General features: G+C 71.1%; 29 protein-coding genes and 1 tRNA gene. 5 read left to right on the forward strand and 25 right to left on the reverse strand.

Translation table 11 applies throughout. The annotated features are described in order from the left end of the window. The first annotated feature begins 74 nt into the window (after positions 1–74). Positions 75–1,658 (forward strand): DoxX family membrane protein, encoded by a 1,584-nt coding sequence (locus ABTZ03_RS37120; protein ID WP_350517599.1) that lies wholly within the window; start codon positions 75–77, stop codon positions 1,656–1,658. A 155-nt stretch (positions 1,659–1,813) separates the two neighbouring features. On the opposite strand, the gene ABTZ03_RS37125 is transcribed toward ABTZ03_RS37120, so the two are convergent. The 3 genes from ABTZ03_RS37125 to ABTZ03_RS37135 form a co-directional block, all read right to left on the reverse strand. After that, a complete protein-coding gene (locus ABTZ03_RS37125) occupies positions 1,814–2,602 on the reverse strand; it encodes a nucleotidyltransferase family protein (RefSeq protein WP_350517600.1) in 789 nt (262 codons plus the stop codon). A gap of 145 nt (positions 2,603–2,747) precedes the next feature. Beyond that, positions 2,748–3,191, reverse strand: a complete 444-nt coding sequence (locus tag ABTZ03_RS37130) for a hypothetical protein (RefSeq protein ID WP_350517601.1) — start codon at positions 3,189–3,191, stop codon at positions 2,748–2,750. A gap of 181 nt (positions 3,192–3,372) precedes the next feature. Continuing rightward, positions 3,373–4,464 carry an ABC transporter ATP-binding protein gene (locus tag ABTZ03_RS37135; RefSeq protein ID WP_350517602.1) on the reverse strand — a complete coding sequence of 364 codons (1,092 nt, stop codon included), beginning with the start codon at positions 4,462–4,464 and terminating at the stop codon, positions 3,373–3,375. Positions 4,465–4,806: 342 nt separating this feature from the next. Here ABTZ03_RS37135 and ABTZ03_RS37140 point away from each other — a divergent pair. Further along, positions 4,807–4,880: transfer RNA gene (locus ABTZ03_RS37140), tRNA-Thr, on the forward strand. 167 nt (positions 4,881–5,047) lie between these two features. Beyond that, a complete protein-coding gene (locus ABTZ03_RS37145) occupies positions 5,048–5,854 on the forward strand; it encodes a DUF6602 domain-containing protein (protein WP_350517603.1) in 807 nt (268 codons plus the stop codon). A gap of 64 nt (positions 5,855–5,918) precedes the next feature. On the opposite strand, the gene ABTZ03_RS37150 is transcribed toward ABTZ03_RS37145, so the two are convergent. The 18 genes from ABTZ03_RS37150 to ABTZ03_RS37235 all read right to left on the reverse strand — a co-directional run bounded on the left by ABTZ03_RS37150 (position 5,919) and on the right by ABTZ03_RS37235 (position 16,684). Next, positions 5,919–7,037 carry an SRA domain-containing endonuclease gene (locus ABTZ03_RS37150; protein WP_350517604.1) on the reverse strand — a complete coding sequence of 373 codons (1,119 nt, stop codon included), beginning with the start codon at positions 7,035–7,037 and terminating at the stop codon, positions 5,919–5,921. A 152-nt stretch (positions 7,038–7,189) separates the two neighbouring features. Continuing rightward, on the reverse strand, positions 7,190–8,344 hold the full coding sequence (locus ABTZ03_RS37155; RefSeq protein WP_350517605.1) for a tyrosine-type recombinase/integrase: 1,155 nt from the start codon (positions 8,342–8,344) through the stop codon (positions 7,190–7,192). Beyond that, positions 8,344–8,562 carry an excisionase family DNA-binding protein gene (locus ABTZ03_RS37160; protein ID WP_350517606.1) on the reverse strand — a complete coding sequence of 73 codons (219 nt, stop codon included), beginning with the start codon at positions 8,560–8,562 and terminating at the stop codon, positions 8,344–8,346. Before ABTZ03_RS37160 ends, ABTZ03_RS37155 begins: the two co-directional genes overlap by 1 nt. Further along, positions 8,547–9,962, reverse strand: coding sequence for a replication initiator protein RepSA (gene repSA / locus ABTZ03_RS37165; protein WP_350517607.1), 1,416 nt, complete (start codon positions 9,960–9,962; stop codon positions 8,547–8,549). Before repSA ends, ABTZ03_RS37160 begins: the two co-directional genes overlap by 16 nt. A gap of 65 nt (positions 9,963–10,027) precedes the next feature. Continuing rightward, a complete protein-coding gene (locus tag ABTZ03_RS37170; protein WP_350517608.1) occupies positions 10,028–10,195 on the reverse strand; it encodes a hypothetical protein in 168 nt (55 codons plus the stop codon). Between the two features lie 3 nt (positions 10,196–10,198). Further along, positions 10,199–10,381 (reverse strand): hypothetical protein, encoded by a 183-nt coding sequence (locus tag ABTZ03_RS37175; protein ID WP_350517609.1) that lies wholly within the window; start codon positions 10,379–10,381, stop codon positions 10,199–10,201. Between the two features lie 101 nt (positions 10,382–10,482). Continuing rightward, positions 10,483–11,031: a GGDEF domain-containing protein gene (locus ABTZ03_RS37180; protein ID WP_350517610.1), complete on the reverse strand. Its 549-nt coding sequence runs from the start codon at positions 11,029–11,031 to the stop codon at positions 10,483–10,485. An 88-nt stretch (positions 11,032–11,119) separates the two neighbouring features. Further along, positions 11,120–11,650 (reverse strand): DUF6197 family protein, encoded by a 531-nt coding sequence (locus tag ABTZ03_RS37185; protein ID WP_350517611.1) that lies wholly within the window; start codon positions 11,648–11,650, stop codon positions 11,120–11,122. Positions 11,651–11,673: 23 nt separating this feature from the next. Next, a complete protein-coding gene (locus ABTZ03_RS37190; protein WP_350517612.1) occupies positions 11,674–11,868 on the reverse strand; it encodes a hypothetical protein in 195 nt (64 codons plus the stop codon). Positions 11,869–11,880: 12 nt separating this feature from the next. After that, positions 11,881–12,627, reverse strand: a complete 747-nt coding sequence (locus tag ABTZ03_RS37195; RefSeq protein WP_350517613.1) for a DUF2637 domain-containing protein — start codon at positions 12,625–12,627, stop codon at positions 11,881–11,883. Between the two features lie 11 nt (positions 12,628–12,638). Next, the gene (locus ABTZ03_RS37200) at positions 12,639–12,851 is read right to left on the reverse strand and encodes a hypothetical protein (RefSeq protein ID WP_350517614.1); all 213 of its coding nucleotides are present in this window, start codon (positions 12,849–12,851) and stop codon (positions 12,639–12,641) included. Positions 12,852–12,920: 69 nt separating this feature from the next. Beyond that, positions 12,921–13,085, reverse strand: a complete 165-nt coding sequence (locus ABTZ03_RS37205) for a hypothetical protein (protein ID WP_350517615.1) — start codon at positions 13,083–13,085, stop codon at positions 12,921–12,923. Beyond that, positions 13,082–13,264 (reverse strand): hypothetical protein, encoded by a 183-nt coding sequence (locus ABTZ03_RS37210; protein ID WP_350517616.1) that lies wholly within the window; start codon positions 13,262–13,264, stop codon positions 13,082–13,084. Before ABTZ03_RS37210 ends, ABTZ03_RS37205 begins: the two co-directional genes overlap by 4 nt. Positions 13,265–13,269: 5 nt before the next feature. Next, positions 13,270–13,479 (reverse strand): hypothetical protein, encoded by a 210-nt coding sequence (locus ABTZ03_RS37215; protein WP_350517617.1) that lies wholly within the window; start codon positions 13,477–13,479, stop codon positions 13,270–13,272. Positions 13,480–13,620: 141 nt separating this feature from the next. Beyond that, positions 13,621–13,887, reverse strand: a complete 267-nt coding sequence (locus tag ABTZ03_RS37220) for a hypothetical protein (protein WP_350517618.1) — start codon at positions 13,885–13,887, stop codon at positions 13,621–13,623. A gap of 86 nt (positions 13,888–13,973) precedes the next feature. After that, entirely contained in the window at positions 13,974–15,365 is a 1,392-nt protein-coding gene (locus ABTZ03_RS37225) for an FtsK/SpoIIIE domain-containing protein (RefSeq protein ID WP_350517619.1), read from the reverse strand. Positions 15,366–15,370: 5 nt separating this feature from the next. Beyond that, positions 15,371–15,724, reverse strand: coding sequence for an SCO3933 family regulatory protein (locus tag ABTZ03_RS37230; RefSeq protein ID WP_350517620.1), 354 nt, complete (start codon positions 15,722–15,724; stop codon positions 15,371–15,373). A 180-nt stretch (positions 15,725–15,904) separates the two neighbouring features. After that, positions 15,905–16,684, reverse strand: coding sequence for a GntR family transcriptional regulator (locus tag ABTZ03_RS37235; protein ID WP_350517621.1), 780 nt, complete (start codon positions 16,682–16,684; stop codon positions 15,905–15,907). A gap of 18 nt (positions 16,685–16,702) precedes the next feature. Here ABTZ03_RS37235 and ABTZ03_RS37240 point away from each other — a divergent pair, with 18 nt between their 5' ends. Beyond that, positions 16,703–17,182 carry an NUDIX hydrolase gene (locus ABTZ03_RS37240; protein ID WP_350517629.1) on the forward strand — a complete coding sequence of 160 codons (480 nt, stop codon included), beginning with the start codon at positions 16,703–16,705 and terminating at the stop codon, positions 17,180–17,182. Between the two features lie 1,182 nt (positions 17,183–18,364). Then, the gene (locus ABTZ03_RS37245; RefSeq protein ID WP_350517622.1) at positions 18,365–18,553 is read left to right on the forward strand and encodes a hypothetical protein; all 189 of its coding nucleotides are present in this window, start codon (positions 18,365–18,367) and stop codon (positions 18,551–18,553) included. Between the two features lie 244 nt (positions 18,554–18,797). On the opposite strand, the gene ABTZ03_RS37250 is transcribed toward ABTZ03_RS37245, so the two are convergent. The 4 genes from ABTZ03_RS37250 to ABTZ03_RS37265 form a co-directional block, all read right to left on the reverse strand. Next, complete coding sequence (locus ABTZ03_RS37250) at positions 18,798–20,006, reverse strand: sensor histidine kinase (RefSeq protein ID WP_350517623.1); 1,209 nt, start codon at positions 20,004–20,006, stop codon at positions 18,798–18,800. Further along, complete coding sequence (locus ABTZ03_RS37255; protein ID WP_350517624.1) at positions 20,003–20,809, reverse strand: response regulator; 807 nt, start codon at positions 20,807–20,809, stop codon at positions 20,003–20,005. The genes ABTZ03_RS37250 and ABTZ03_RS37255 overlap by 4 nt, the downstream gene beginning before the upstream one ends. Beyond that, positions 20,806–21,663 carry a hypothetical protein gene (locus tag ABTZ03_RS37260; RefSeq protein WP_350517625.1) on the reverse strand — a complete coding sequence of 286 codons (858 nt, stop codon included), beginning with the start codon at positions 21,661–21,663 and terminating at the stop codon, positions 20,806–20,808. Before ABTZ03_RS37260 ends, ABTZ03_RS37255 begins: the two co-directional genes overlap by 4 nt. Before the next feature lie 252 nt (positions 21,664–21,915). After that, the coding region (locus ABTZ03_RS37265) for a class F sortase (protein WP_350517626.1) at positions 21,916–22,666 on the reverse strand (751 nt) is incomplete at its 5' end.

The raw sequence follows: 22,666 nt of genomic DNA on the forward strand, positions 1-22,666 counted from the left end.
CTCGGCGCCCCCTGTTCGGCGGCGGCAGCACCGGGATAGACGCAGGCTCGGGCCCCGGGCTCGACACCGTCAAGGTGCCGTCGGACCCCGCGCGCCTCAGCAGCACCCAGGCGAGCTTCCGGCTCCGGCTCGGTACCCCGGTGGCGCCGCTGATCAAGGCCCCGGCCGGACTGCTGTCCACCGGCGCCGCGTTCGGCGACCCGTACGCCAACCAGGGCCTGATCCGCCGTCCGCTGGTCACCCCGCAGGTCGTCGTGCCCGCCTCCGCCGTCCCGGCGCTGGCCGGCGCGGCCGCCGGTGGCGCGCCGCGCCGCAAGGGCCGGGTCACCGCCGTCACCTGGACCGGCCAGGCCGCCCCCGGCGACCTCGCGGCCACCCGGCTGCTGGAAGCGGTGCGGACCAACGGCTCCCCGGCCGGGGGCGACCTCGACGAGGACACCCAGGTGCTGCCCGCCTACGCCGGCGCCCGGTCCGTCCCCCGCCAGCCGCGCGAGGGCGCCGGCACCGCCACCGACGCCGGCGTCGGCCCGGTCGGCCAGCCGCACGGCTGGACCCCCAGCGGCGAACTGCCCGAGGTCTCCGCCGCCGAGGCCGAGGGCAAGCAGCCCTGGTACCCCGGCCGCCGGGTCGACCTCGGCCTGGTGCTGCTGCCGCTGCGCGCCGTGCTCGGCTCGCTCTCCGTCTACGCCGGGTTCAGCAAGCTCTGCGACCCGGTGTACTTCGACGGCGGCGAGCGCGGCTCGATGATGCGCTGGCTCTCCTCGCTGCACCCGTGGAAGGTCGCCGAGCCGCTGCTGGCCTTCGCGATGGCCCACCCGGTCGGCTCCGGCCTGGTGGTGTCGTTCACCGAGATCGTGGTCGGCGTGCTGACCGTCCTCGGCCTGTGGCAGCGGCTCGCCGCCGGGGCGGCCATGCTGCTCTCCGCCGCGCTGCTGTTCACCGTCAGCTGGCGGGCCGTCCCGGTCTACGACACCCCCGACCTGATCTTCCTCGCCGCCTGGAGCCCGCTGCTGATCGCCGGGGCGCCCTTCGCCTCGCTCGACGGACGGCTCAACCTGGAGGCCTGGCGCCGGATCGGCGCGGGCGCGCCCGGGGCGCTCCGCCGTCGCGTGCTGCGCCGCGGCGCGGTGGTCACCACGATCGTGGTCGGCCTGACCCTGCTGCTCGGCTCGATGCTCGGCGCTGCCGTCCGCACCGGCGCCCGGCAGCAGGCGCCCGCCCGCCCGTCGACCGACTACGGCACCCCGGTCTGGCCCTCCGGCAGCCCCGCCGGCGCCCCCGGCGGCCAGGGCACGTCCACCCCGCCCCCGGCCGCCGCCCCGCACCCGGCCAGTCCGCCGCCGAGCGCCAGCACGCCGGCCACCGCCCCCGCCGCCAAGCCGACCGGGGCCACGCCCAGCGGCAAGCACTCGGGCAAGCCCGAGACCGGCGGCTCCAGCCCGGCCCCGGCTGCCCCGGCCGCCGGGCCCGGCTCCGCGCCGGCCCAGCGCACCCCGGCGCCCGGCGGCTCCGGCGGCGCGGCCCCCAAGCCCACCCCCAGCAGCGGCGGCGGGCTGCTCGGCGGGGTGCTCGGCAGCGGACCGGTGCTCGGCAGCGGACCGCTGGCCGACCTGTCCGGTGGGCAGTCCTCCCGTCCGGGGACGCCGACGGCCACCTGAGGCCGCCGGACGCGCTACGGCCGGGTGCTCCGTGGGGGAGCACCCGGCCGTAGCGTGTGTGCGGGCTCAGCTGCTGGCGGCTTGCCGTGTGCCGTGCGTCGTCCGTCGCGCGCCGTGCGTCGTCCGTCGTGTGCCGTGTGCCGCGCGTCGTGCGCTCAGTTGGAGCGGTCGCGGTAGGCGGCGAGCTCCTTGGCCGCCTCGGTGAGGTCCTTCGCGGTGTCGATCGCCCGCCAGTACACGCCCTGCGGCAGCTGGTAGCCCGCCAGCCGCTTGCTGCGGGCGAGCTGGGGGAAGGTGGTGCGCTCGTGGTCGCCCACGTCCGGCAGCAGCTCGGCGAACTCCGGGCTGAACACGTACAGGCCGGCGTTGATCAGGAAGGGCGAGGGCGGGGCCTCGATGAAGTCCAGCACGTTGCCGAACTGGTCGGTCTCCACGGCGCCCCACGGGATCCGCGGCCGGGCCAGGGCGAGCGTCGCGACGGCGTCCCGCTCGTGGTGGAAGGCGGCCATGTCGCGCAGGCTGAAGCGGGTCCAGATGTCCCCGTTGGTGGCGTACCAGGGCTCGTCCGGGCGGGGCAGCGCCTTCGCCGCGTACTTCAGGCCGCCGCCGCGCCCGAGCGGCTCGGCCTCGACCACCGTCCGTACCCGCAGCGGGAGTTCGGCCTTGTCGAGCCACTCCTCCAGCACGTCGGCGAGGTGGCCGCAGGACACCACGACGTCGGTGACGCCCTCGGCGGCCAGCCAGGCCAGCTGGTGGCCGAGGATCGGCGTGCCCGTGCCCGGGATCTCGACCAGCGGCTTGGGGCGGTCGTCCGTGTAGGGGCGCAGCCGGGAGCCCTGGCCGCCGGCCAGGATCACGGCCTGGGTGACGGGCGTCGTGGTCGGCCGGGGCGGCTGGGACTGCGGGGACGCGAGGTCGGCGACGGGGCCGGAGTCAGCGGTCATGCCTGAACAATAGGGCGCCGGACGGGTCTTGAGGGCGTCCTCGGCGGTTGCCCGTCGCGCCCTCGGGCCGGTTCTACGCCGGTTCCGCGCCGGTTCCGCGTCCGTCCCGGGGCGTCCGTCGGGGCGTCCGTCGAGGGGCGGACCGTCAGCCGACGACGCCGGCCGAGAAGGAGCCGTCGCAGACCGGGCGGGCGAAGGAGCGGGCCCGCTGCACGTCGCCCTGGTACTTGCGGACCGCGGCCTTGCCCAACTCGGTGGCCAGCGAGGTGCAGTACGGGGTCAGCGACGGCTGCTCGCGCATCGAGCGCTCCAGCAGGTCCAGCGCGGCCGACGGGTTCTTGGCGCGCAGTTCGTCCAGCAGCGCCACCCGCAGCGACTCCTGCGGGGCGAGTCCGTCCGTCTTGGCGGCGGTCGTGGTGGAGCGCCCGATCCCGGCGCCGTCACCGCTGGACGCCGCCACGACCTGCTGGTCGAGAGTGGTCGGTGGGGCCCATGGGACCCGGGTCACGGCGAGGGTGCCGGTGGTCACCAGGACGACCGGCAGGGTCAGGGCGACGGTCTGGCCGATTCGGCGCACAAGCTGCTTCACCCTCAGGAGAGTAGCGGTGGGTGCGGGCAGGATCGCCCTCCGTCACGCCATCGGGTGACAGGGTGTCCGGGTTCGTCCCTGCACCGTGTTGACGCGGGGGTGTACGGACGGAGCCCGCCGGACCGGAAAGGGTCCGACGGGCTCCGTGGGGTGGTCCGTGCGCGGGGAGGCGCGCCGCGGGTCAGCGGCCCAGACGGACCCCGGTGCCGGTGGAGAAGACGTGGGTCTCCTCGGCGGTCGGCACGACGTGGACGGTCTCGCCGCGGGCCGGGATCTGGCGGCCGGGCACCCGGACGACCAGCTCCTTGTCCACGCCGCCGATCTGGGTGGTGCCGTAGACGAAGCCGTCCGAGCCGAGCTCCTCGACCACGTTCACGGTCACCGCGACGCCCTCGATGCCGCCCGCCGGGACGATCTGGAAGTGCTCGGGGCGGATGCCGACGGTCACCGTCTTCTCGTTGAGGGCGCCGGCCAGGTCCTCGCGGGAGATGTTGACCACCGAGCCGCCGAACTTCACCCCGCCGTCCACCAGCGGCACCTCGACCAGGTTCATGGCCGGCGAACCGATGAAGCCGGCCACGAACAGGTTGGCGGGCCGGTCGTACATGTTGCGCGGGGTGTCGACCTGCTGCAGCAGACCGTCCTTCAGCACCGCGACCCGGTCGCCCATGGTGAGCGCCTCGGTCTGGTCGTGGGTGACGTAGACGGTGGTGATGCCCAGGCGGCGCTGCAGGCCGGCGATCTGGGTGCGGGTCGAGACGCGGAGCTTGGCGTCCAGGTTGGACAGCGGCTCGTCCATCAGGAAGACCTGCGGCTGGCGGACGATCGCCCGGCCCATCGCGACGCGCTGGCGCTGACCACCGGAGAGCGCCTTCGGCTTGCGGTCCAGGTACTCGGTGAGGTCGAGGATCTTCGCCGCCTCCTCGACCTTGGTGCGGATGTCCGCCTTGTTCACGCCGGCGATCTTGAGCGCGAAGCCCATGTTCTCGGCGACGGTCATGTGCGGGTAGAGCGCGTAGTTCTGGAACACCATCGCGATGTCCCGGTCCTTCGGCGGCAGGTGGGTGACGTCCCGGTCGCCGATCCGGATCGCGCCGCTGTTGACGTCCTCCAGGCCCGCGAGCATGCGCAGGCTGGTCGACTTGCCGCAGCCGGACGGACCGACCAGCACCAGGAACTCGCCGTCGGCGATCTCCAGCTCCAGCGCGTCCACCGAGGGCTTGGTCGCCCCGGGGTAGACACGGGTCGCCTTGTCGTACGTGACAGAAGCCATCGTCGTTCTTCTCCTTCACCGGCAGGAACGTGCCGGACGATCCGAGTAAAGGGGGGTGTGCGTTCGTCTCCGCCGGCCCGTCAGTGGTCTGAACCACTGCCCGTACCGACTCCCGGCGACGCTACCTGCGCTTCCGTCGCTTGTCAGCCCCCCTCCGCCCCGATTTCGGCATCGGTTCCATCACGCCCACCCGGCCCCGCCCCCGGCCCCGCTCCCCGCCCGGCCCTCGTCCCGCCGCCGTCCCGCCCCACCCCGGCAACCCCCGGATATCCCCCCACCCCGCCATCCCGGCCCGGTAGACTGCCCCCGGTGCCGCCGTGATCCTTCGCGGACGGTCACCGTGCCTCCTTAGCTCAGCTGGCCAGAGCACCGCTCTTGTAAAGCGGGGGTCGTCGGTTCGAACCCGACAGGGGGCTCAGCGTCAGACACGGCCGAAGGGCCAGCTCATCGGGGTGATCCGGGTGGGCTGGCCCTTCGTCGTCGCTGCGGTCCTACTCGGGCTGTGCCACGGGCGTGCCAGAAGCCGTCGACGAGAAGCTGCAACGACCGGCCGCGGCCACACGGAGGAGCCTAGGATCCGGTCATGACCCAAGAGAAGCTCGGCATGATCCTCGGCTCTGTGGCCAAGAAGATGCATGCCGACTTTGAGCAGTCCCGGAACTTCAACCACAACGGCGAGGCCGGCGCGTCACGCGAGGCGCTGGTACGTGAGTTCTTCTCGGGCTACCTGCCGTCGCATGTTGAGGCTGTCCACAGTGCTGAGATTGTGGCCTCTGCCGGGCAGGTTTCGCCTCAGTGCGACATCGTACTTATTGACCGAGGGACGCCGCCGTTCACCACACTCAACGGCTATAGAATCATTCCTAACGAGTGCGTCTACGGCGTAGTTGAGGTAAAGACGAAACTCGACAAGGCACAGCTGGTAGATGCATGCGAAAAGATCGCCAAGGTTCGTAGGCTTGGAAAAGTAGCCTACCGACCAGTACCGGGGCTCATTCCCCGTTCCACATCGGCGTATGGCAAGAAGTTTAGCTTCTTCCCGACATCTGGGATGATCGTTGCCTTCGGCAGCCTCAAGCTTGGGACAATTGGCGACCATCTGATGGATTGGTGTGCAGGGCGCGACCCAATCGAATGGCCGGACAGCGTGTGGGTCCTTGGTGAAGGGCACTTGCAATGGACCGATCCCAAGAATGGCAACCTTGACAGGTCGCCGTCGCCGGGGTCATCGCTCATGCAGGTGGATGCGGTGCCGGACCAGGATATTCTGTTGCCCATGGCTCTCCATTTGAACATCCATTTCTCCGATGCTTGGATGCACCCACTGGACCTGGTTCCCTATTCCGGTGCAACACCGTTGGGATTTGCTGCAAAGAAATGGAGCTTTTAGAAAGTGTCGGATGCTGCTCCAATCGCTAGCGGCGGTCAGCGGTTGGAGCAGCGCCCATCGTGGACTAGCGCAGGGTCGGGGTGTCCGGGCCGGTGAATTGACCATTGCTCAGCTGGTACACCAAGCCGATCTGGTGGCGCTCAAGCAGGGCACGAATGTCCGGGTCTGGAGCCGTGGGAAGCAGTACCACCTGGCGAGGCTCGTGCGGATGGGTGTCTGTCTTCACGTATCGGCCGTAGTCAAGCAACTGGCCAATGGCCATGCGTACGTCCTCGCGTGAGCTTGAACCCTTTGCCTCGTAGAGGACGTGAACGGTAGCGTCGTAGAGGTCGGTGCGAAGGGTTGAACTCAGACCCTCGACTCTGATCTGAAATGCACCCACCTTATGTCCAGCTGATTCCAAGTGGGCCCTGTACGACTTTGTCAGCGCGGCCTCGCGGCGAACGGCGATGCTTGCTGCGGTCGCGGCCCTGAGGCTCATCTCCGTGTTGAAAGCCTCGGACACGACAAAGATGCCCTCGGTAGATGCGTGCGCGGCCCGCTTCTTAGTTGACCCCTTTGCTCCAGTCCGTTGTGCCGGAAGGGATAGCGCCCCTTGGGTTGCTGGTCCCGAGTTCAACATTGAAGCCGTGATCGGCTGAAACTGGACGAAGTCAGCCGTGGTTTCCGTGGCCGCAGGGAGGGCATCCGCCGTAGAGCTTTCGAACGCGCCATCTGGCCGGAGGCGAAAGACGATTACGCTTCGCACCTCGCCATTTTCTCCGCGTACCTTCCGCCAGACGTACGGAAGGCGCTGGTCAAGATTGAAGGCGCCGACGTAACGGTGCGTCGCTGTCGCGGTTCCCTTAACGGTGCCTGCGCGAATGAATACCCTCAGTTTTCGGCCTTGTTCGGCATGGCGGAGGATTGCCCGGTTGCCTAGCCCAAGCGTGCCCTCAAATGTCTGGTCGCCAGTCAGGCCAGCCCCGGTGTATTCAAATACGGGGCCTAGCTCGTCTTCCTCTGCTAGCCACCCGTCGTAGTAGCCGACGTGCTCCCCGACACTTGGATCAGAATAGAGGTTGACACTCTTCTTTTCGCCCGAGGGGCAGATGCCACCCTGCGGGCTTCCTCCGAATTCCTGTCGGATCTGTGCCCGAGTGCGGATGTCGCCGGGAGCCATCGGGCCGAGGGAGGTCGTCATGGCCAGACCCTAGATCATGGCGCTGACATGCCGAGGCATGAGTCTGGAAGTCGTCTCCCCTGTGACGTCGGAGGGCCAGCCCTGTGCGCGCTGGGTGGCGCGAACAGAGCTGGCCGGCGGGGTGCTGGTTGAGTTGTGGGCCAGCGGTCCCGCTACTCAGATGCCCCCGAGCCTCTTGTTGGCGGTTCATTGAGTAGGGCCTGGCGAACGGCTTCGCCCATGCGGTCAGCGATGGCGCGGTCTCGGTCGCTGGTCATGTGCTGGTAGATCAGCGCGGCCCGGGTGGTGCTGTGACCCATCCTGGCCATGAGTTCCCGGGTGCTGGCCCCGTTCTGCGCGGCGATGTTGTTGCCGGTGTGCCGGACGTCATGGAAGTGGATATCCCCCGAGACGCCGGCCTTGGCCTTGGCCGCCGTCCAGTCGTCCCGGAAGTTGCTCCGGCGGAGTGTGCCGCCCCGGGGACCGACGAAGAACAGCCCGTCCTGCCCCTTAGCTGCGTGGCGCCCCAGGTGGCGTTCGAGGTCCGGGACGATCAGGTCCGGGAATGAGACCGGGCGGAAGCCGGCACGGCTCTTGGGCGCCTTGGTGATCAGCTTGCCGCTGCTCAGCTCGGCCTGATTCCGGCGGACCCAGAGGATTCGGGCGTCCAGGTCGACATCCCGCCGGAGGAGCGCGGCCAGCTCGCCGAACCGGAGCGTAGTGAACGCGGTCAGCAGCACGAGCGCCCGCCACTGCGGCTGGATGGCCGCGGCAACGGCGTACACCTCGGGGACGGTCAGGACCGGGCGTTCCGGGACGTCGTACGTGTCGGCGCCCTTGACTCGGCACGGGTTGCGCTTGATCAGCTCGTCGTCCACGGCGGTGGTCATGATGCTGCGGAGGAGCTGATACGCCTTGACCACGGTTGGCTCGCCAACGCCCGATTCCAGGAGGCGAGTTCGCCACGTCCGGACCCGGGCCGCCGTGATCTCGGACACGAAGCGCGCGCCGAACGTCGGCTTGATGTGCAGCCGGAGCACGCCCTCGTACCGCTCCCTGGTGGTGTCCTCCAACTTCCGGTCTTTCAGCCACTCGTCGGCGAAGTCACCGAACTTCACCTTCCCGGCGTCCGGGTCGGTCCACTGGTCGCGCTTGATGTCAGCTTCGATGAGCGTCAGCGCGACCTCGGCATCAGTCTTGGTGGGGTACGTCTCCTCACCCGGACGCATCAGGCCGGTGACCGGGTCGGGGTAGCGGATCTGGAAGCGGCCGGACGGGAGCTTGCGGACCGAGCCGAAGCGACGGCGGTTTCCCCTGGAGTTGGCCATCAGGCCACCGCCCGCAGCCGACGCGACCGGATGGCCGGCTGGACGGTGTTCGTGGTCACGTAGTCGGCGAGGGCGCTTTCTGGGATGCGGACGTGGTGGCCGACCTTGACGAAGGTGATGCGGCGTTCCGCGACCAGGCGGCGGGGGAACCGTTCCCCGCTGGTCTCCCAGGTGCCGAGGCGTTCCGCGACTTCCTTGACGGTCAGCAGGCGGTCCATGTTGTTTCCCCCTCTTCTCGCGCGAGTTGTGCGCGCATCTCCTGTCGGTCGGTGGTGTGGCGTTCGTGCAGGTCCCGGGCGATGGTGGCGGCGAGCATGGATTCGCCCGGGGAGTTTCCAGCGCCGGCGAAGGTCCAGTGGGCGACGACCAGGGTCTCGGCTTCGGGGAGGTCGTCCAGGTCGGGGAGGCCGGCGGCGAGGAGGCGTTCCCGGAGTTCGGTGCGGGCTTGGTTGGCGCGGTAGTCGGCGCGGACCTGGCGGAGGACGCCGAGGGTGGTCGAGTAGGTGGGGGACTTGCTGGAGAAGTGGCCGCGGAAGCCGAGCATGTGGGACCAGTGCGCGAGCAGGCGGCCGGGGTAGTGCTGGTCGAGGTCCCAGCAGGCTTCGATCAGCCGGCGGGTGTGGGCGGGCAGGTCGTGACGGTCGAGTTCATGGCGCTCCAGGATGCGGCGGTCCACGGTCTCGGTCGTCTCGGCGGACTTGGTGGCGTACTTAGCGATGTAGGAGGCGACGGCCTGTTCAGTGATCTCCCCGGTTGAGAAGGCGCCGATCGGGCGGACGTCGACCTGCGTGCCCCACTCCAGAACCCGGGAGGGCTGATCACCTCCGGCGGCGACGGGGACACCGGCACGGCGGGCGGCGGCCCGGATCGCAGCATCCAGGAGGGCGACGGTGGCCCAGGCGGGCGGGGGCGTGTCGGGGCCGGCGGGGCCGTCGATGCGGATGACGGCGTGGAAGTGCACGGCGCCCCGGCGCTGGTACTCGGCGACCTTGCCGAACGAAATCTTCGCCTGCTCCTTGAACTCGTACTGGTACAGCCCGACCATCTTCGCCATGGTCCGGAACAGGTAGACGGTGAAGCGGCGCCACAGGTCGGGGGCGTGGTTGTTCCACAGCACGGCGTGCCCGTACTCGTACTTCACCGGGTCGAGCGGCGTGCCGAGCATCGGTGAGCCGGCGGGGTGGGCGTGTCCGCAGCGGCAGGTGCCCTTGTCGGGCTGGTTGTGGACCGGGCCGAAGCTGGGGGCGGTGAGGGTGGCGAAGACCCGGGGGTGGGAGCGGACCGCGACCGGGACTCCCTTGGTGGTGTCTCCGGCGAGGCCTGCGCGAATCAGGTGGAAGGTGTCTGCCGAGTACGTCCGGGCGCAGGAGGGGCAGCGGGAGGCCCGGCGGTTGCCGCAGGCGACCTTGAGGCGTCCGCCGGGTTCGTGGTCGGTGGAGTAGCGGTGCCAGACGGCGCCGGTCGGGGCGTGGGTGAGGGTGCGGAAGCCCTTGAGGTGCATCGGGTTGGAGCAGCCGCCGGTGCGGCGGATCTGGTCCTGGAGGCGGGGCAGGCCACCGCGAGAGGCGAGCCGGGTCAGGTCGGCGAGGGCCAGCCGGTTCGGGAGTTCGTGGAGCACGGGGCATCTCCTGTGGGGAGAGGGCCCCGGAGCCGGGGGGTCGAGCGGCTCCGGGGCGGAGCGGCTCAGGACTGGTTGGCGGGCTTCTGGTGGCGGTCGAGCCACTCTTCGGCGCAGACCTTGTGGACGGGCTTGCCACGGTCGGAGCGCAGGTTGGTGGGCTTCTTGCAGACGCCGCAGGGCTCGGCTTTGGGGGCCCAGTGCTTGGAGTCGCGCCAGTCGAGGAGGGCCATCGGTCAGACCGCCTTGGCGGTGGCGAGCGGGCGGGCGATGGTGCCGGTGCCGTTGCAGGGCTGGCAGTTGACCGGGACGGTGTCGCGGGAGCCGTCGCGCAGACGGACGCCGGTGGCGATGGCGACGGAGGCGAAACCGGAGCAGTTCGGGCAGATCCGGATCGGGGCGTGGTTGTGCTGCGGCATGATGGTGGTCTCCTTCGTGGGCTTCGGTTCGGGAAGGGGTTGCGGCCTCGGGGCGGCGGGATGCTTGGCGGCGTGTTGCCGCCCCGGGGCCGGTCTTTGGATCAGCGGCGGCGGGTCGTGCGGCCGTCGCGCTTGTGCGCGTACATGTCCCGGTCGGCGGAGCTGAGCGCGTCCGTGAGCGAGACGACCGGCAGCTCGGCGATGGGGCAGATGCCCACCGAGGCGGAGGCCGGGAGCGTGAGGCCGGCATACGGGACCGGCTGGTTGAGCGCAGAGCGGAGTTCGGGCAGGCGCGCGGGGGCGTCCAGGGCGACGACGGCGAACTCGTCTCCGCCGAGGCGGGCGGCGATGCCGGTACGGCCGCACCAGGTGGACAGGCGGTCGGCGGTCGCGACGATTACGGCGTCGCCGGCGGCGTGGCCGTGGGTGTCGTTGGTGACCTTGAAGTCGTCCAGGTCGATAAGCAGCACCGAGGCGCGGTCCGGACGGCGTTGGGTCAGCCGGTTGGCGCGGGCGGTGAAGCCGTCGCGGGTGTGGAGCCCGGTGAGCGGGTCACGGCGGGCGGTGGCGAGACGCTGGCTCAGCCAGACGCCGTGGGTGGTCCAGCCGATCAGTGGCACAGCGGCGGCGAAGGCCGTGGGGAGATCCATTGTGGTCCTCCGTGATGGGCGGATGGGGTGGGGTTGCGATCTCCGGGGCGGCGGGATGCTGGCGGCGTGTTGGCCGTCCCCGGGGAGGTCAGAGGCCGAGGCGCTGGGCGCGGGCGGCGGCCCGGTCGAGCAGCTGGTGGATGTCGGCCTGTCGGGTGGTGGGGCGGTCGTTGTACTCGTCCGGGGAGCGGACGGGGCGGCCGGTGGCGTGCAGGATCTCCATCATCTGGACCCGGGCGGTGGTGACGGTGCCGGGGGTGCCGTAGCCGTGGGCGAGGACGGCGGCCTGGGCGCCGAGGAGGCAGACGCGGCCGAAGGAGTCCCACATGGCGCCTTGGAGCCAGCCGAAGGCGTCGATGTAGCGGGAGGTGAGCCGCAGGTGGCCGGCGGCGCTCACCGGGACCGGGCGGGCCGGGCGGTGGGTGATCCGGTCGAGGAGCGTGAGCCGGGGCACCAGGTAGCCGGCGTTCCAGGGCTGGAGGGTGGAGCCGAGCACCGGGACGTACGGGACCGGGATGCGGGCCGGGGCGGGCAGCGAGGCCAAGTAGGACTCGATCTCGGCGACGAGGCCGGAGCCGTCGACGGTGACCAGGGGCGGCAGTCGGATGATGGTCTTCACAGTCAACTCTCCTTTTTGGCTTGCTACTTGTTGGTCTTGTTGACGACGGACACGCCGTCTCGGGTGGTGTTGTCGATCAGTGGGGCGGCGGAGGTGTTGGCGAGGTAGAAGCCGAGGAGGACGAGGGTGGCGACGGCCCACCAGCGCAGTCGCAGGTGCCGGACGATGAGCCAGGCGGCGATCGCGAGGATGACGATGAACGGCAGCTGGATGGTCACCAGGCGGGCCTTTCAGGCGAGTTCGGCGACGAGGGCCGAGGCGAGCGGGTCTTGGACACCGAGGCGGGCACGGAGGGTGGCGGCGTCGATCGGGTTGCCGGTGCGGGTGCGGTGGTCGTCGGCGACCTTGCGGGCGTGGTCGAGTAGGAAGCCCGGGACGGTCGGGGTCGGTGCGGTGGCCGGGGTCGGAGCGTGGGCCGTGGCCGGCGCGGTGGCCGGAGCGGGAACGGGGATGGGCGCCGGTTCGATCGCCGGGACGGCTGCGGGCGGTTCGACGGGTGCCGGTTCGACGGCCGGTTCGGTGATCGGTTCGGGGGCCGGGACGTAGAGCGGCTGGGCGTCGTCGGTCTCGGTGTCGTCCGGTTCGGTCTCCGTGGCCGGGGTTTCGTCGGCAGCGGCTGTAGCGGAGTGGGCGAGCAGGGTTCCGCCAAGGAAGGCGGCGGCGGGCCAGCCGGCGACCAGGACGCGGAGCCAGGCCGGGGCGTTGCCGAGGTCGAGGAGTCCGGCGGTGCCGACGTTGGCGCCGAGGGATGCGGCCAGGGCGATGACGAACCAGCACCAGGCGAGCCGGCGGGCGGTGCCGGAGCGCATCCGGCGCCAGGCGGCGACGAGCAGGAGGTCGACGGACACCGGGTAGGCCCAGGACTTCCATCCGGCCTGTCCGGCGGCTGCGGCGAGGTCGTGCAGGTGGGCGAAGGAGAGTGCGGCGGCGATCACCGCCTGTGCGAGTACGGCGTCCAGCTTGGGGAGTCGGCGCATGGCGGGCTCCGTCAGAGCTGGTTCTTGTCGAGGGCGAAGAAGAGGACCGTGCCGCCGGTCAGCTCCGGACGGCGCTGGGTCAGGTGGTCGATCGCCAGGTTGAAGACGTCGACGCGGGTCATCCCGGGCTTGGGCGTGATGGTGTCCGCGAAGGTGGCGCTGGCGGTCCCGCCGTCCGTGGTCCGCTGGATCGTGAGGACGCAGTGGTAGGTGTCCTGCTGCATTACTGTCTCCTGGGAATTGCGGCCGGGCGGGGCGTTGGTCGTCGGCGGCCCCGACCCGGCAGGCGGGTGCTACTTGGCGTTCGTCGGTCGACGGGTCACGGCGAGGTAGAGGTGTCGCTGGCCGGAGTCCTTGGCGGGGTACTCCTTGGCGGCGTGCACGTGCCACAGCCGGCAGAGGTCGGCGACGACGAACGGGACGTCGTTGACGTCACAGATCACACGGACCTGGATCACAGGGATGCCTCCAGGGCGAGACCGGTGCCGAGGCAGTCCAGGCAGGTGGCCTCCTGGTCGGCGATGCGGTGGCGGCGGGCGCCTCGGCCGGCGTAGACGGTCTCGGTGATCTGGCCGGTCCCCTTGCAGGGCTCACAGGGCGCGGGCTTCGGCGGCGCGGTGCGCTTGCGGGTTGCCACCGGGGTTACCTGTTGCGCTGGGCGCGGTCGGCGGCGGTGCGGGCCTCACGGGCGAGCTGGGCGGCGTCGCGGTCGTCCGGGTTGGCTTCGGCGATGCGCTCCAGCAGATCGGCCTTCTCGGCGAGCAGCGGGCCAGTGTCGGCCTCGTTGTCGCGGACCGCCTTGACGTGGCCGAGGAAGGCGCCGATCTCGGAGATGGAAGGCTTGCGGGACATGGATCTCCTCATGTCAGGGCGTGGTGGGGTAGGGACGTGGCGCGAAGCGGTCGCACCGGCGTGGGGTGAGGTGCTGCTACTTCCCGGGCGAGATTGGGACCAGGTTCGGCGGCGCGGTGAGCCTGCGGGCGGCCACGATGGTCAGCGCTCGTTGCGGCGGTCGGCCCAGAACGTCGATTCGGACAGCGCCGACCACATGGCGTCGTCAGCCTGCTTCAGGTTCGCGTGGGTGCGGGCGATCTCCTCGGGGGAGCCGTGGTCGGCAGCGCGGGCTGCGGCGGCGCCGGCGGTGTTCCGGGCGGCGTGCAGCTGGGCGTACCGGCCGTGGGCTTCGTTCTGCCGGTCGGTCAGCGAATCCTGGTGACGGTTGGAGGAGTTGTCGGAGTTGTTGCGGCGGAACAGGCCCATGGCTGTCTCCTTCGAGGTCTGCTAGGCATGGAGGGGGTAGGGACTTGGCACGAGAGGCCGCGCCGGCCGTGAGATGGGGGGTGCTGCTACTTCCCGAGCGAGACCGGGACCAGACCCGGCGTGGCCGGGCTCGGCGGGACGTTCGCCGGGGTGACGACCTGCGGGCGGAAGGCCGCCAAGCGGTCGATGACGGGGGTCAGGTGCGCGAACTCAGCGCAGCGCTCGGCGACTTCATTCAGCGAGCGGTAGGGCGTGCGGATCTCGGACCACAGTCCGGAGGTGTCACCGGCGACCGCCAGGCCGGGCATGTCCGGGCTAATCCTGGTCGAAGCCGCTACGGCAGTGTCGGAGACATCCCCGAGCCCCATCCTCGCCGTCTCCACATCGTTGACACGGTGGACGGTGCGGTTGGTGAGCTGGGAACGGAGCAGGGTTGCGCCCTTGCCCAGTTCCGAGCCGAAGCGCTGGCCCGCGATCTCCAGGTAGATGCCGGCGGCACGGGCGAGTTGGGCGAGCCGGATCAGCGCGGTGACGAGATGGTTCCGCCGCTCCTCATCAGCCTTACTGGCCACCAGGAAGAGTTCGGCGATCTCGTCCACCAGGACCACGATCGGCACCGGTCGGACCCTCTCCGGCAGGCCCCAGATGTCGGCGGTCACGTCCTCGGCCGCCACCGACCCGGGAACACCCTGGTAGGCGCGGATCAGGTCGTACCGGTCGTCCATCTCGACCAGCAGCGCGAGCAGCAGCCCGAGTGCCTCACCCTGGTCGGTGGCCAGAGCAGAGAGCCGCGGGGCGAACGGGCGCTGTTCGACACCGCGTTTGCAGTCGATGCCCACCAGGGCGACCGGCTGTGGAGCGAGGCCGTGGATCAGGTTGCGGGTGTACATCGACTTGCCGGACTGGTTGGCGCCGAGGTCCAGCCCGTTGGGCGCCTGCCGGTAATCCCGGTAGTGCACGGTGCCATCGGCCCGCATCGCGACCGGAACCCGCAGCAGACCGGACTTGGCGGCGGCCCGGCGCGGCATCCGCACGTTGCGCAGCACATCGAAGCCCACTATCCGCAGGTCCACCACGCCGGGTTTGACCTCCGAGACGTGCACCGCGTGGACCTCCCAGGCGTGCCGCAGGCGTTCGGCGGCATTGACCATGTCCTCGGTCTGCTGGCCGCGGGCGAGCCGGAGCCGGACCCGAAGGCCGGTCGAACTCGCCTTCATGCTGCGGATCGTCGGCGTCGCGGGCTTGGCCGGCTGGTTGGTGGCGGATGAGGCCATGGCGCGCCAGAACGAGGGTTCCACGGTCAGCCCACAGGCCTCCATGACGACCGTGTAGTCGTGCCGGATGCGGTGGATGGCCAGCGGGAGACCGACCGTCGCCCAGTACGTCCGGGGCATCTTGGCCTTGGCGTAGAGGGCGCCGGAGCCGAGAACCGAAGCGGGGGCACCCAGCTCCAGGAGCGTCGTCGTCAGGGCGTCCATGGCGATCAGGCGTTCGCGCCGGCGAGGACCGGGGCGGCGACCGTCACGGCGTCGGCCCGGAAGGCGATGCCCGAGCGCTTCTGACCGTTGAACTCGCTCTCCCACGGCCGGGCGATCAGCCGGGTGAGCGCAACCAGCATGCCCGGCGCGAGCCCCTCCGGGACGCCCGGCTGCGGCACCGTCAGGGACAGGATGTCTGCCTCGCCGTTGGCCACGAACGTGACGTCCAGGGTGACCAGCATCGCGCCGGTCTCGGCGTCCACGGCCGGCTCACCGGTCTGACGGTTCTTGAGCTTCGGACGGGGCGCCTGGGCGACCATCACCAGCGCGGCGGTCGTGTCGACGGGGATGAAGCGCATGTTCTGGCTCCTTCATCGAGCACTCGGGCGAAGGGGCAGCCCGGTGCATCTCCTCTAACGGAGGTGTTCTCATGCACTCATGTACATGAGCTGATGGATAGAAGAGTGCCCGACTCCTGTACATGAGTCAACCCGCCGCGAGAAAGAATCTTGCGACGGGTTGCGAGAGTTGAGCGACAGTCAGTCGCGCGCCGGGAAGTGGTAGTCCAGAACGAACTGGTCAGCGGCCATCACGGTGTCGCAGACCTCGACCACGCGGCCGGCATCGGTGACGGCATCCCGAATGAGGTGGATCACCGGGGACCCGGGGCTCAGCGCCAGTGCGGCCGTCTCCGCCTTGGTGGCCAGCCGGGCCCGGACGGTCTCGGTGAACTCGGCCAAGGTGTGACCGTGCTCCTCCAGCCGTGCGTAGATCCCACCGCCGCCGGGGTTCTCGGCGAACGTCTCCGGGATGTCCTTCACCACGTCCCAGGGCAGGTAGGAGGTGGCTTCCTCGGTCGGTGTCCCGTCGCGGAAGTAGCGTCGCTTGCGGGCCAGCACCTTCGAGCCGGCAGGCACGTTCAGTCGCTCGGCGATCTCTTCCGGGGCGTCGACCGGTCCGACGAAGAGCACGTTCACGGAAGGCTTGCCGCCGGACTGCTCCGCCTCAGCCAGGTAGGCCGCCTTACCCGCGAGCCGGTGTGCGCGCCGGAAGCGGTCCGAGGACTTGCGCTGTACCGGGGGGCGAGAGCGGACAAAGGAGCCCCGCCCGTGATGTGTCTCGATCAGCTGGGTGGTCCGCAGCTCTGCGACCGCCTTGCGGACCGTGCCGGAGGCCACGCCGTAGCGCTCCATGAGCTCGGCCTCGCTGGGGATCGCCGCGCCGGGGGCCAGAACCCCGGATCGGATCTGGGACGCCAGGTCGTCCGCGATCTGCTGGTACTTCGCCTTCGCCGTCGATGCGGCCTCGCCACTCGCCATGGTGTTGGAAGGTCTCCTATTCTCCTGTACATGAGTACCAGGTCCTCGAATCAAGTTTCAACGCCTCTCCACTCCGTGTCCGTGGCTGGGGCGGTGGTGCGTGAGGACGGCCGGATTCTCGCGATTCGGCGGGCTGACAACGGCACGTGGGAGCCGCCGGGCGGAGTGCTGGAACTCTCGGAGACCGTCGAGGACGGCGTACGCCGTGAGGTGTACGAGGAGACCGGGATCAAGGTCTCAGTAGAACGGCTCACCGGGGTCTACAAGAACGTGACCCGTGGCATCGTTGCCCTGGTCTTCCGGTGTCACCCCGAGGGCGGCAGCGAGCAGCTCTCCGACGAATCGACGGCTGTTGCATGGCTCACCCCCGATGAGATCGCTGATCGCATGGGCGAGGTCTACGCCATCCGCTTGCTCGATGCGATCCAGGGCGAGGCGGCTCCGCACGTCCGGACTCACGACGGTCGGGCGCTCATCGATATTCCACAGGCGAGCTGAGGCGGCCAGTCTTCCCGCGGGGACTACTCGTCCGGCTCCAGGGGTGCCGATCGAAGTGAGTGGGGCGTTCAGGGCCACCAGCGTGGGGTGCTCACGACGCGCAAGCCGAGGCGGGCGGCATGTGGGATGAGGATCGGGGCGGGGGCGGGGTGGCTGTTACGAGTTTCGCTACTGGTTCAAGACCTCGCTCCGCTCGGCGGGGCGATGGGCGGAGCCCAGGGGGAAGGCACATCTACGGCGGATCTGAGATCCGGCGTTGATTCCCGGCCTCCTGAACTACTGGAACAGCAGCCTCACACAAGGTTCGGGGTGACCGCGCACAGCGCGGGCGGCGCCGGCCTTCTCCGGCGCGCGCCCCGCCTCCTGTCTGCGCCCCGGCTGGGGCTTCGCCGTCGTCGGCCGCGCCCAAAGGGGCGGAAAGCTAAGGCCGGGGCGGAAACGGAAAGGACCAACTTCCACCCCGCACGACGGAGCGGGGAGAGGGAAGGGACCCCATCAGCCTCCTGCCGGGACCGCCGGCGGGCAGCGTGCGCGAGAGCCTTGGGGCGCTGCCCCAAACCCCGGCCCTCCTCGGAGGGGACCAGAGGCAGGCACACGGGTGCAGCTTCGACGGGGTGATCGTGGATGGGTCGCGGGAGGCCCCCTCATCGACCGGCCACCCAAGGGCGTACCCGGAACCTCCAGGGGCCGCCAAGGCCAAGCGCACGCGTCACAGGGTGAGCCTTGGCGGCCCCAGGAGATCCCGGGTGCGGCGAAGCTGCCCGATCGAGGAGGGGACCACCCGCTCAGGCACCAGTACGCCTGCGGCGCCAGGAAGCGCAGTTGCCCTGGCTGATGGGCGATATCTGGCCATGTCTGAGAGGACAGTCTGAGGACAGCCTGAGGACACTCAGAGGACGCGTGACCAGAAACGATGCTCCCAAATAGGAAGCGGGTTTCTTCCCAGATGAGAAGCAGTGCAGCTCACCGGCCTGCCGCTGTTTCTCGTGATTTCGCATGCACGGTTTCTGTGCATGGGGTGCTCGTGTCCCAATTCGACTGGAGGGCTGGACGGTTATGACAGTGACCCAGTTAACGTCTCTAGCGTCGGTCGCATGGCCGAAACGAAACATGCCCGCCGGCCGCAGGCTGGAGACCATCGACGGCACGGGCGGGCATTGGATGCCCAAGGAGACACCCGACATGAGTCTGACCTTTCACCCGCATGCCTTGTCAACCCCCGAACCCGGTCGACTGGTGGTTGCTGTGGTGATCATCATTGCGATCTTGAAGGTTCCATCCGATCTTCTCCCCACGGCTCTGGCGGCACTTGCCGGGACTCTGGCGGCGCTGCTTGGGACGCCTGTCACGCCGCGCGAGCCACGTCGTTGATTCGCTGGGGCCGCGTGCCATAGCCGTGCCAGAACGGGCGGTACGTGGCGGTGAATCGCAGGCGCCGGCGGCGGGGTGATCCAGGAACCGGCAGGGTGGCTGAGCCGCAGGTCACGCCGGGTGTCGAACGCGTGTCCTTGTAAAGCGGGGGTCGTCGGTTCGAACCCGACAGGGGGCTCAGTGCTGGAACGCCGGAAGGGCCGGCCCGATCGTCATCGGGTCGGCCCTTCCGGCGTTGTGGGGGTCAGTCGGGCGGGAGGGTGAGGGTGGCGAGGGCGCCGCCGGCGGGGTGGTTGGTGAAGGTGAGGGTGGCGCCGATGACGCGGGTGTGGCCGGTGGCGATGGTGAGGCCGAGGCCGTGGCCGCGGCCGCGTTCCGGGGCGTTGGTGCGGAAGCGCTGGGGGCCGTGGTGGAGGAGGTCGTCGGGGTAGCCGGGGCCGTGGTCGCGGACGGTGATGCGGCGGCCGTCGACGTGGAGTTCGACCGGGCCGGCGCCGTGGCGGTGGGCGTTGAGCAGCAGGTTGCCGAGGATGCGGTCCAGTCGGCGCAGGTCGGTGCGGACCTGTTGGCCGGTGGTGTCGGCGGCGATCTCGACGGCGACGTCCAGGCCGGTGAGGGTGACGGTGCGGCGGACGGCGCGTTCCAGCGGGACGGCGGAGAGGTCGGGGGACTCGACGTCGGCGTCCAGCCGGGAGACCTCCAGCAGGTCCTCGACCAGGGCGCGCAGGGCCTGGACCCGGTTCTGCACCAGTTGGGTGGGGCGGCCGGGCGGCAGCAGTTCGGCGGCGGTGACCAGGCCGGTGAGCGGGGTGCGCAGTTCGTGGGCGACGTCCGCGGTGAAGCGCTGTTCGTCCGCCAGCCGGCGGTGCAGGGTGCGGGACATCAGGTCGACGGCGGCGGCGAGGTCGGCGACCTCGTCCTTCCCGTCGACGAGTTCGCCGATCCGGGTGTCGGTGCCGCCGGCCGCGATGCCCCGGGCGGCGGTGGCGGCGGTGCGCAGCCGGCGGCTGATCCGGTCGGCGACCAGCACGCCGGCCAGCACGGTGGTGAAGACCGCGGCGACGACGGTGATCAGGATGATCCGGTCCAGGTCGGCGATCGCCCGGCGGTCCTGGGTGAAGTCCAGCCGGACGGAGAGCACCCCGCCCCGGACCGGGCCGGCCGCCCACATCGCCTCGCCCTGGGCGTCGGTGGCGAGCAGCGAGCCCTGCCGGCCGCCGGCCGCGAGCTCGTGCAGCCGGGTGGGCAGGACGGGGTCGTCGAGGGCGGCGCCGGGGACGGCCATGCCGCGGCCGTAGTCGGTCAAGGCGGTGCCGAGGGCGGTGAGCGCCGAGGACCGGGCCTGGTCGACGTGCTGACGGATCATCGCCTGGTGGACCAGCAGGCCGACAGCCACCGCGACCAGGACGGAGATGGCGGCGACGGCGGTGGCGATCTGGCGGCGCAGGGTCATGCGGGACGTCGCAGCTTGTAGCCGAAGCCGCGGACGGTCTCGATCCGGCCGGAGCCGATCTTGGCGCGCAGTCGCTGCACGTGGACGTCCACCACCCGGGTGTCGGCGCCCCACTCGTAGTCCCAGACCCGTTCCAGCAGCACGGAGCGCTCCAGCACGATGCCGGGCGCGGCGGTGAACTCCAGCAGCAGCCGCAGTTCGGTGGGGGTGAGCGGGACGAGTCGGCCGTCCACCCGCACCTCCATGCTGTCGGTGTCCACCTGGAGGCCGTCGAGGTTGCGGACGGCGGGGGTGGCGGCAGCGGGGGTGGCGCCCGGGGCGGCAGGCGGTGGGGCGTCCGCGGCGGCGGACGGAGGGGCGGGCGGGGGTGGGGTGCTCGACGAAGGAGCGGTCGGGGCGGGTGCGGTCGGCGGGGCCACCGGGACGCGGCGCAGCACCGTACGGATCCGGGCGACCAGCACGGCGCTCTCGAACGGTTTGACCACGTAGTCGTCCGCGCCCGCCTCCAGGCCGGACACCACGTCCACCGGGTCGGTGCGGGCCGACATCATCAGGATCGGCAGCTGGCTCTCCTCCCGGATCCGGCGGCAGAGGCCGACCCCGTCGAGCAGCGGCAGCATGACGTCCAGCAGCAGCAGGTCGGGGCGGACGGCGTGGAAGGCCTCCAGCCCCTCCAGGCCGTCGGCGGCGGTGGTGACCGGGAAGCCGTAGCGCTCCAGGGCCATCCGGGTCGCCTCCCGGATCACCTCGTCGTCCTCGACGAGCAGGATGTGCGGCTGGGCGGGGGCGGCTGCGCTGGTCATCGCTTGGCTTCCGGTTGGACGGCGGGGGCGGACGGCTGGGGGGTGGGCTGGGCGGAGCGTGCGGGCGGGACGACCGCGCCCGGGCCCGGTTTCGGCCCGGCGGTGGGGCGCGCCGGGGCGGGTGCCCGGTCGGCGCCGGTGACGGACGGCTGGTCGCCGCCCGGTTCGGCGGACGGGAGCGGGCCGACGCCGTCCACCTGTCGCTCGACCAGGGTGAGCCGACTGCCGTCCCAGTGGTAGCGGCTGGTGGTCCGGGTGGAGAGGGTGGTGGACTCGTACAGCAGCAGGTCGGAGTCGACGGTCGCGGCGCCGAACTGCGGCTGCACCTGGACCCGCAGGATCGGCAGGACGCGGTCGCCGGCGAGGGTGTAGACGTGCAGCACCACCTGCCCGGGGGTGGTGACGACGGTGATCAGCTCGGGCCGTCCGTCGCCGGTGAGGTCGCGGAACTCCGGGGCCCGCACCCCGCAGTCGGCGCAGGAGTCGAGGGCGCGCCGTTCCTCCGTGCTCACCGCCGGGTCCTTGGTGAGGAGGGCGCGGACGTCGACCGCGGTGAGGTCGCGCCCGGGGACGGTCAGGTCGGGGACGGGCTGCGGCGGGGCCTGGGTGGTGGAGCCGGCGGCGGGCGGGGTGGTCGGCGGCGGGGCGGTGGCCAGGTCGGGCCAGAGCGGTTTGGCGGACGCCGGCGGGGTGACCGCCGAGCGCGGACCGTCGTCCCGCAGGCCGCCGGGGGCGGGGCGGCCGAAGGCCAGGACGCCGAGGACGGTCAGCACGGCCAGGGCGGCGAGGGCGGCCGCGGACACGGCGCCGGGGCGGCGGCGGAGCGGGGGCGGTGGCGGGGGCGGGGGTGCCACGGTCGGTGCTCGTCCTCCTCGTCCGCGGTGGTGCGGTGGTCGCTGCGGTGCTCTCTGTGGGTCCCGGGGGTCCCGGGGGTCCCGGGGGTCCCGGTGGTTCCCATCATTCTCGTGGTTCCGGTTGTAGCGGTTCTGCTCCGCCGGTGGTGGTAGGTCGCCCGGGCGGCGACCGGCGGTTCCGCCCCGGCCCGGTGGTGCCACCCCGCCCCGGCCCGGTGGTGCCACCCCGCCCCGGCCCGGGCGAGGGCCGGGTCAGGCCGGGTCCGCCAGGACGATGATGTTGTCCGTCCAGTGGCCGTCCGGGCCGATCCGCCCGCCGCAGGTGATCAGCCGCAGTGCGGGCCCGGGGGTGTCGCCGTAGACCGTGTCGGTGGGGAAGCGGTCCTTGCTGGCCTGGATCAGGCTGCGGACCTTGAAGTCCACGGTGCCGCCGTCCGCGCGCCGGATCCGGAGCAGGTCGCCCGGGTGGAGTTCCGGGAGGTGCTGGAAGACCGCCGGGCCGTGCTTGGTGTCGAGGTGCCCGATCAGGACGGCGGGGCCGTTCTCGCCCGGGGTGGGGCCGTTGCGGTACCAGCCGACCTCGTCGGCCCGGTCGGCGGAGGGCACCTGGACGGTGCCGTCGGTGTTCAGGCCGAGGTCGGTCACCGGGGCGTCCACCTTGATGGCGGGGATCAGCAGGCGGGTGGGCGGGGAGGCGGTGCGGGCGCGGTCGGTGGTGGTCGGCGCACCGGTCGGCGTGGTGGGGGCGGTGGCGGCGGGCGCCGGGTCGTGGCCGGAGGTCTCGATCCGCACCACCGGGGTGTCCCGCCCGGAGAGGGCGAGCGAGACACCGAGGGTCAGGCAGAGCAGGCCGGCCGTGCCGAAGACGGTCCGCTGCAGGACGTTCGGGCCGGGCCGGGCGGCGCGCCGCCGCCCACGGGCGCCCCGCCGGTCGCCCGCAGGCCCGTCGGTGCGCCGCCCGTCGGTGCGCCGTCGGCCGGTCCCCCCGCGGTGTGTTGCCCCC

This window comes from Kitasatospora sp. NPDC096077 (genome assembly GCF_040303245.1).
In the GTDB taxonomy this organism is placed as follows: Bacteria; Actinomycetota; Actinomycetes; order Streptomycetales; family Streptomycetaceae; genus Kitasatospora.

Bases quoted from the DNA above. Each gene is read 5' to 3' on its own strand.
- ABTZ03_RS37250 (WP_350517623.1), bottom strand. From the start codon at position 20,006: ATGACCCTGCGCCGCCAGATCGCCACCGCCGTCGCCGCCATCTCCGTC.
- ABTZ03_RS37255 (WP_350517624.1), bottom strand. From the start codon at position 20,809: ATGACCAGCGCAGCCGCCCCCGCCCAGCCGCACATCCTGCTCGTCGAG.
- ABTZ03_RS37200 (WP_350517614.1), bottom strand. From the start codon at position 12,851: ATGCAGCAGGACACCTACCACTGCGTCCTCACGATCCAGCGGACCACG.
- ABTZ03_RS37195 (WP_350517613.1), bottom strand. From the start codon at position 12,627: ATGCGCCGACTCCCCAAGCTGGACGCCGTACTCGCACAGGCGGTGATC.
- ABTZ03_RS37145 (WP_350517603.1), top strand. From the start codon at position 5,048: ATGACCCAAGAGAAGCTCGGCATGATCCTCGGCTCTGTGGCCAAGAAG.
- ABTZ03_RS37135 (WP_350517602.1), bottom strand. From the start codon at position 4,464: ATGGCTTCTGTCACGTACGACAAGGCGACCCGTGTCTACCCCGGGGCG.
- ABTZ03_RS37155 (WP_350517605.1), bottom strand. From the start codon at position 8,344: ATGGCCAACTCCAGGGGAAACCGCCGTCGCTTCGGCTCGGTCCGCAAG.
- ABTZ03_RS37235 (WP_350517621.1), bottom strand. From the start codon at position 16,684: ATGGCGAGTGGCGAGGCCGCATCGACGGCGAAGGCGAAGTACCAGCAG.
- ABTZ03_RS37150 (WP_350517604.1), bottom strand. From the start codon at position 7,037: ATGACGACCTCCCTCGGCCCGATGGCTCCCGGCGACATCCGCACTCGG.
- ABTZ03_RS37245 (WP_350517622.1), top strand. From the start codon at position 18,365: ATGAGTCTGACCTTTCACCCGCATGCCTTGTCAACCCCCGAACCCGGT.
- ABTZ03_RS37175 (WP_350517609.1), bottom strand. From the start codon at position 10,381: ATGCCGCAGCACAACCACGCCCCGATCCGGATCTGCCCGAACTGCTCC.
- ABTZ03_RS37125 (WP_350517600.1), bottom strand. From the start codon at position 2,602: ATGACCGCTGACTCCGGCCCCGTCGCCGACCTCGCGTCCCCGCAGTCC.
- ABTZ03_RS37215 (WP_350517617.1), bottom strand. From the start codon at position 13,479: ATGTCCCGCAAGCCTTCCATCTCCGAGATCGGCGCCTTCCTCGGCCAC.
- ABTZ03_RS37230 (WP_350517620.1), bottom strand. From the start codon at position 15,724: ATGCGCTTCATCCCCGTCGACACGACCGCCGCGCTGGTGATGGTCGCC.
- ABTZ03_RS37160 (WP_350517606.1), bottom strand. From the start codon at position 8,562: ATGGACCGCCTGCTGACCGTCAAGGAAGTCGCGGAACGCCTCGGCACC.
- ABTZ03_RS37225 (WP_350517619.1), bottom strand. From the start codon at position 15,365: ATGGACGCCCTGACGACGACGCTCCTGGAGCTGGGTGCCCCCGCTTCG.
- ABTZ03_RS37180 (WP_350517610.1), bottom strand. From the start codon at position 11,031: ATGGATCTCCCCACGGCCTTCGCCGCCGCTGTGCCACTGATCGGCTGG.
- ABTZ03_RS37170 (WP_350517608.1), bottom strand. From the start codon at position 10,195: ATGGCCCTCCTCGACTGGCGCGACTCCAAGCACTGGGCCCCCAAAGCC.
- ABTZ03_RS37220 (WP_350517618.1), bottom strand. From the start codon at position 13,887: ATGGGCCTGTTCCGCCGCAACAACTCCGACAACTCCTCCAACCGTCAC.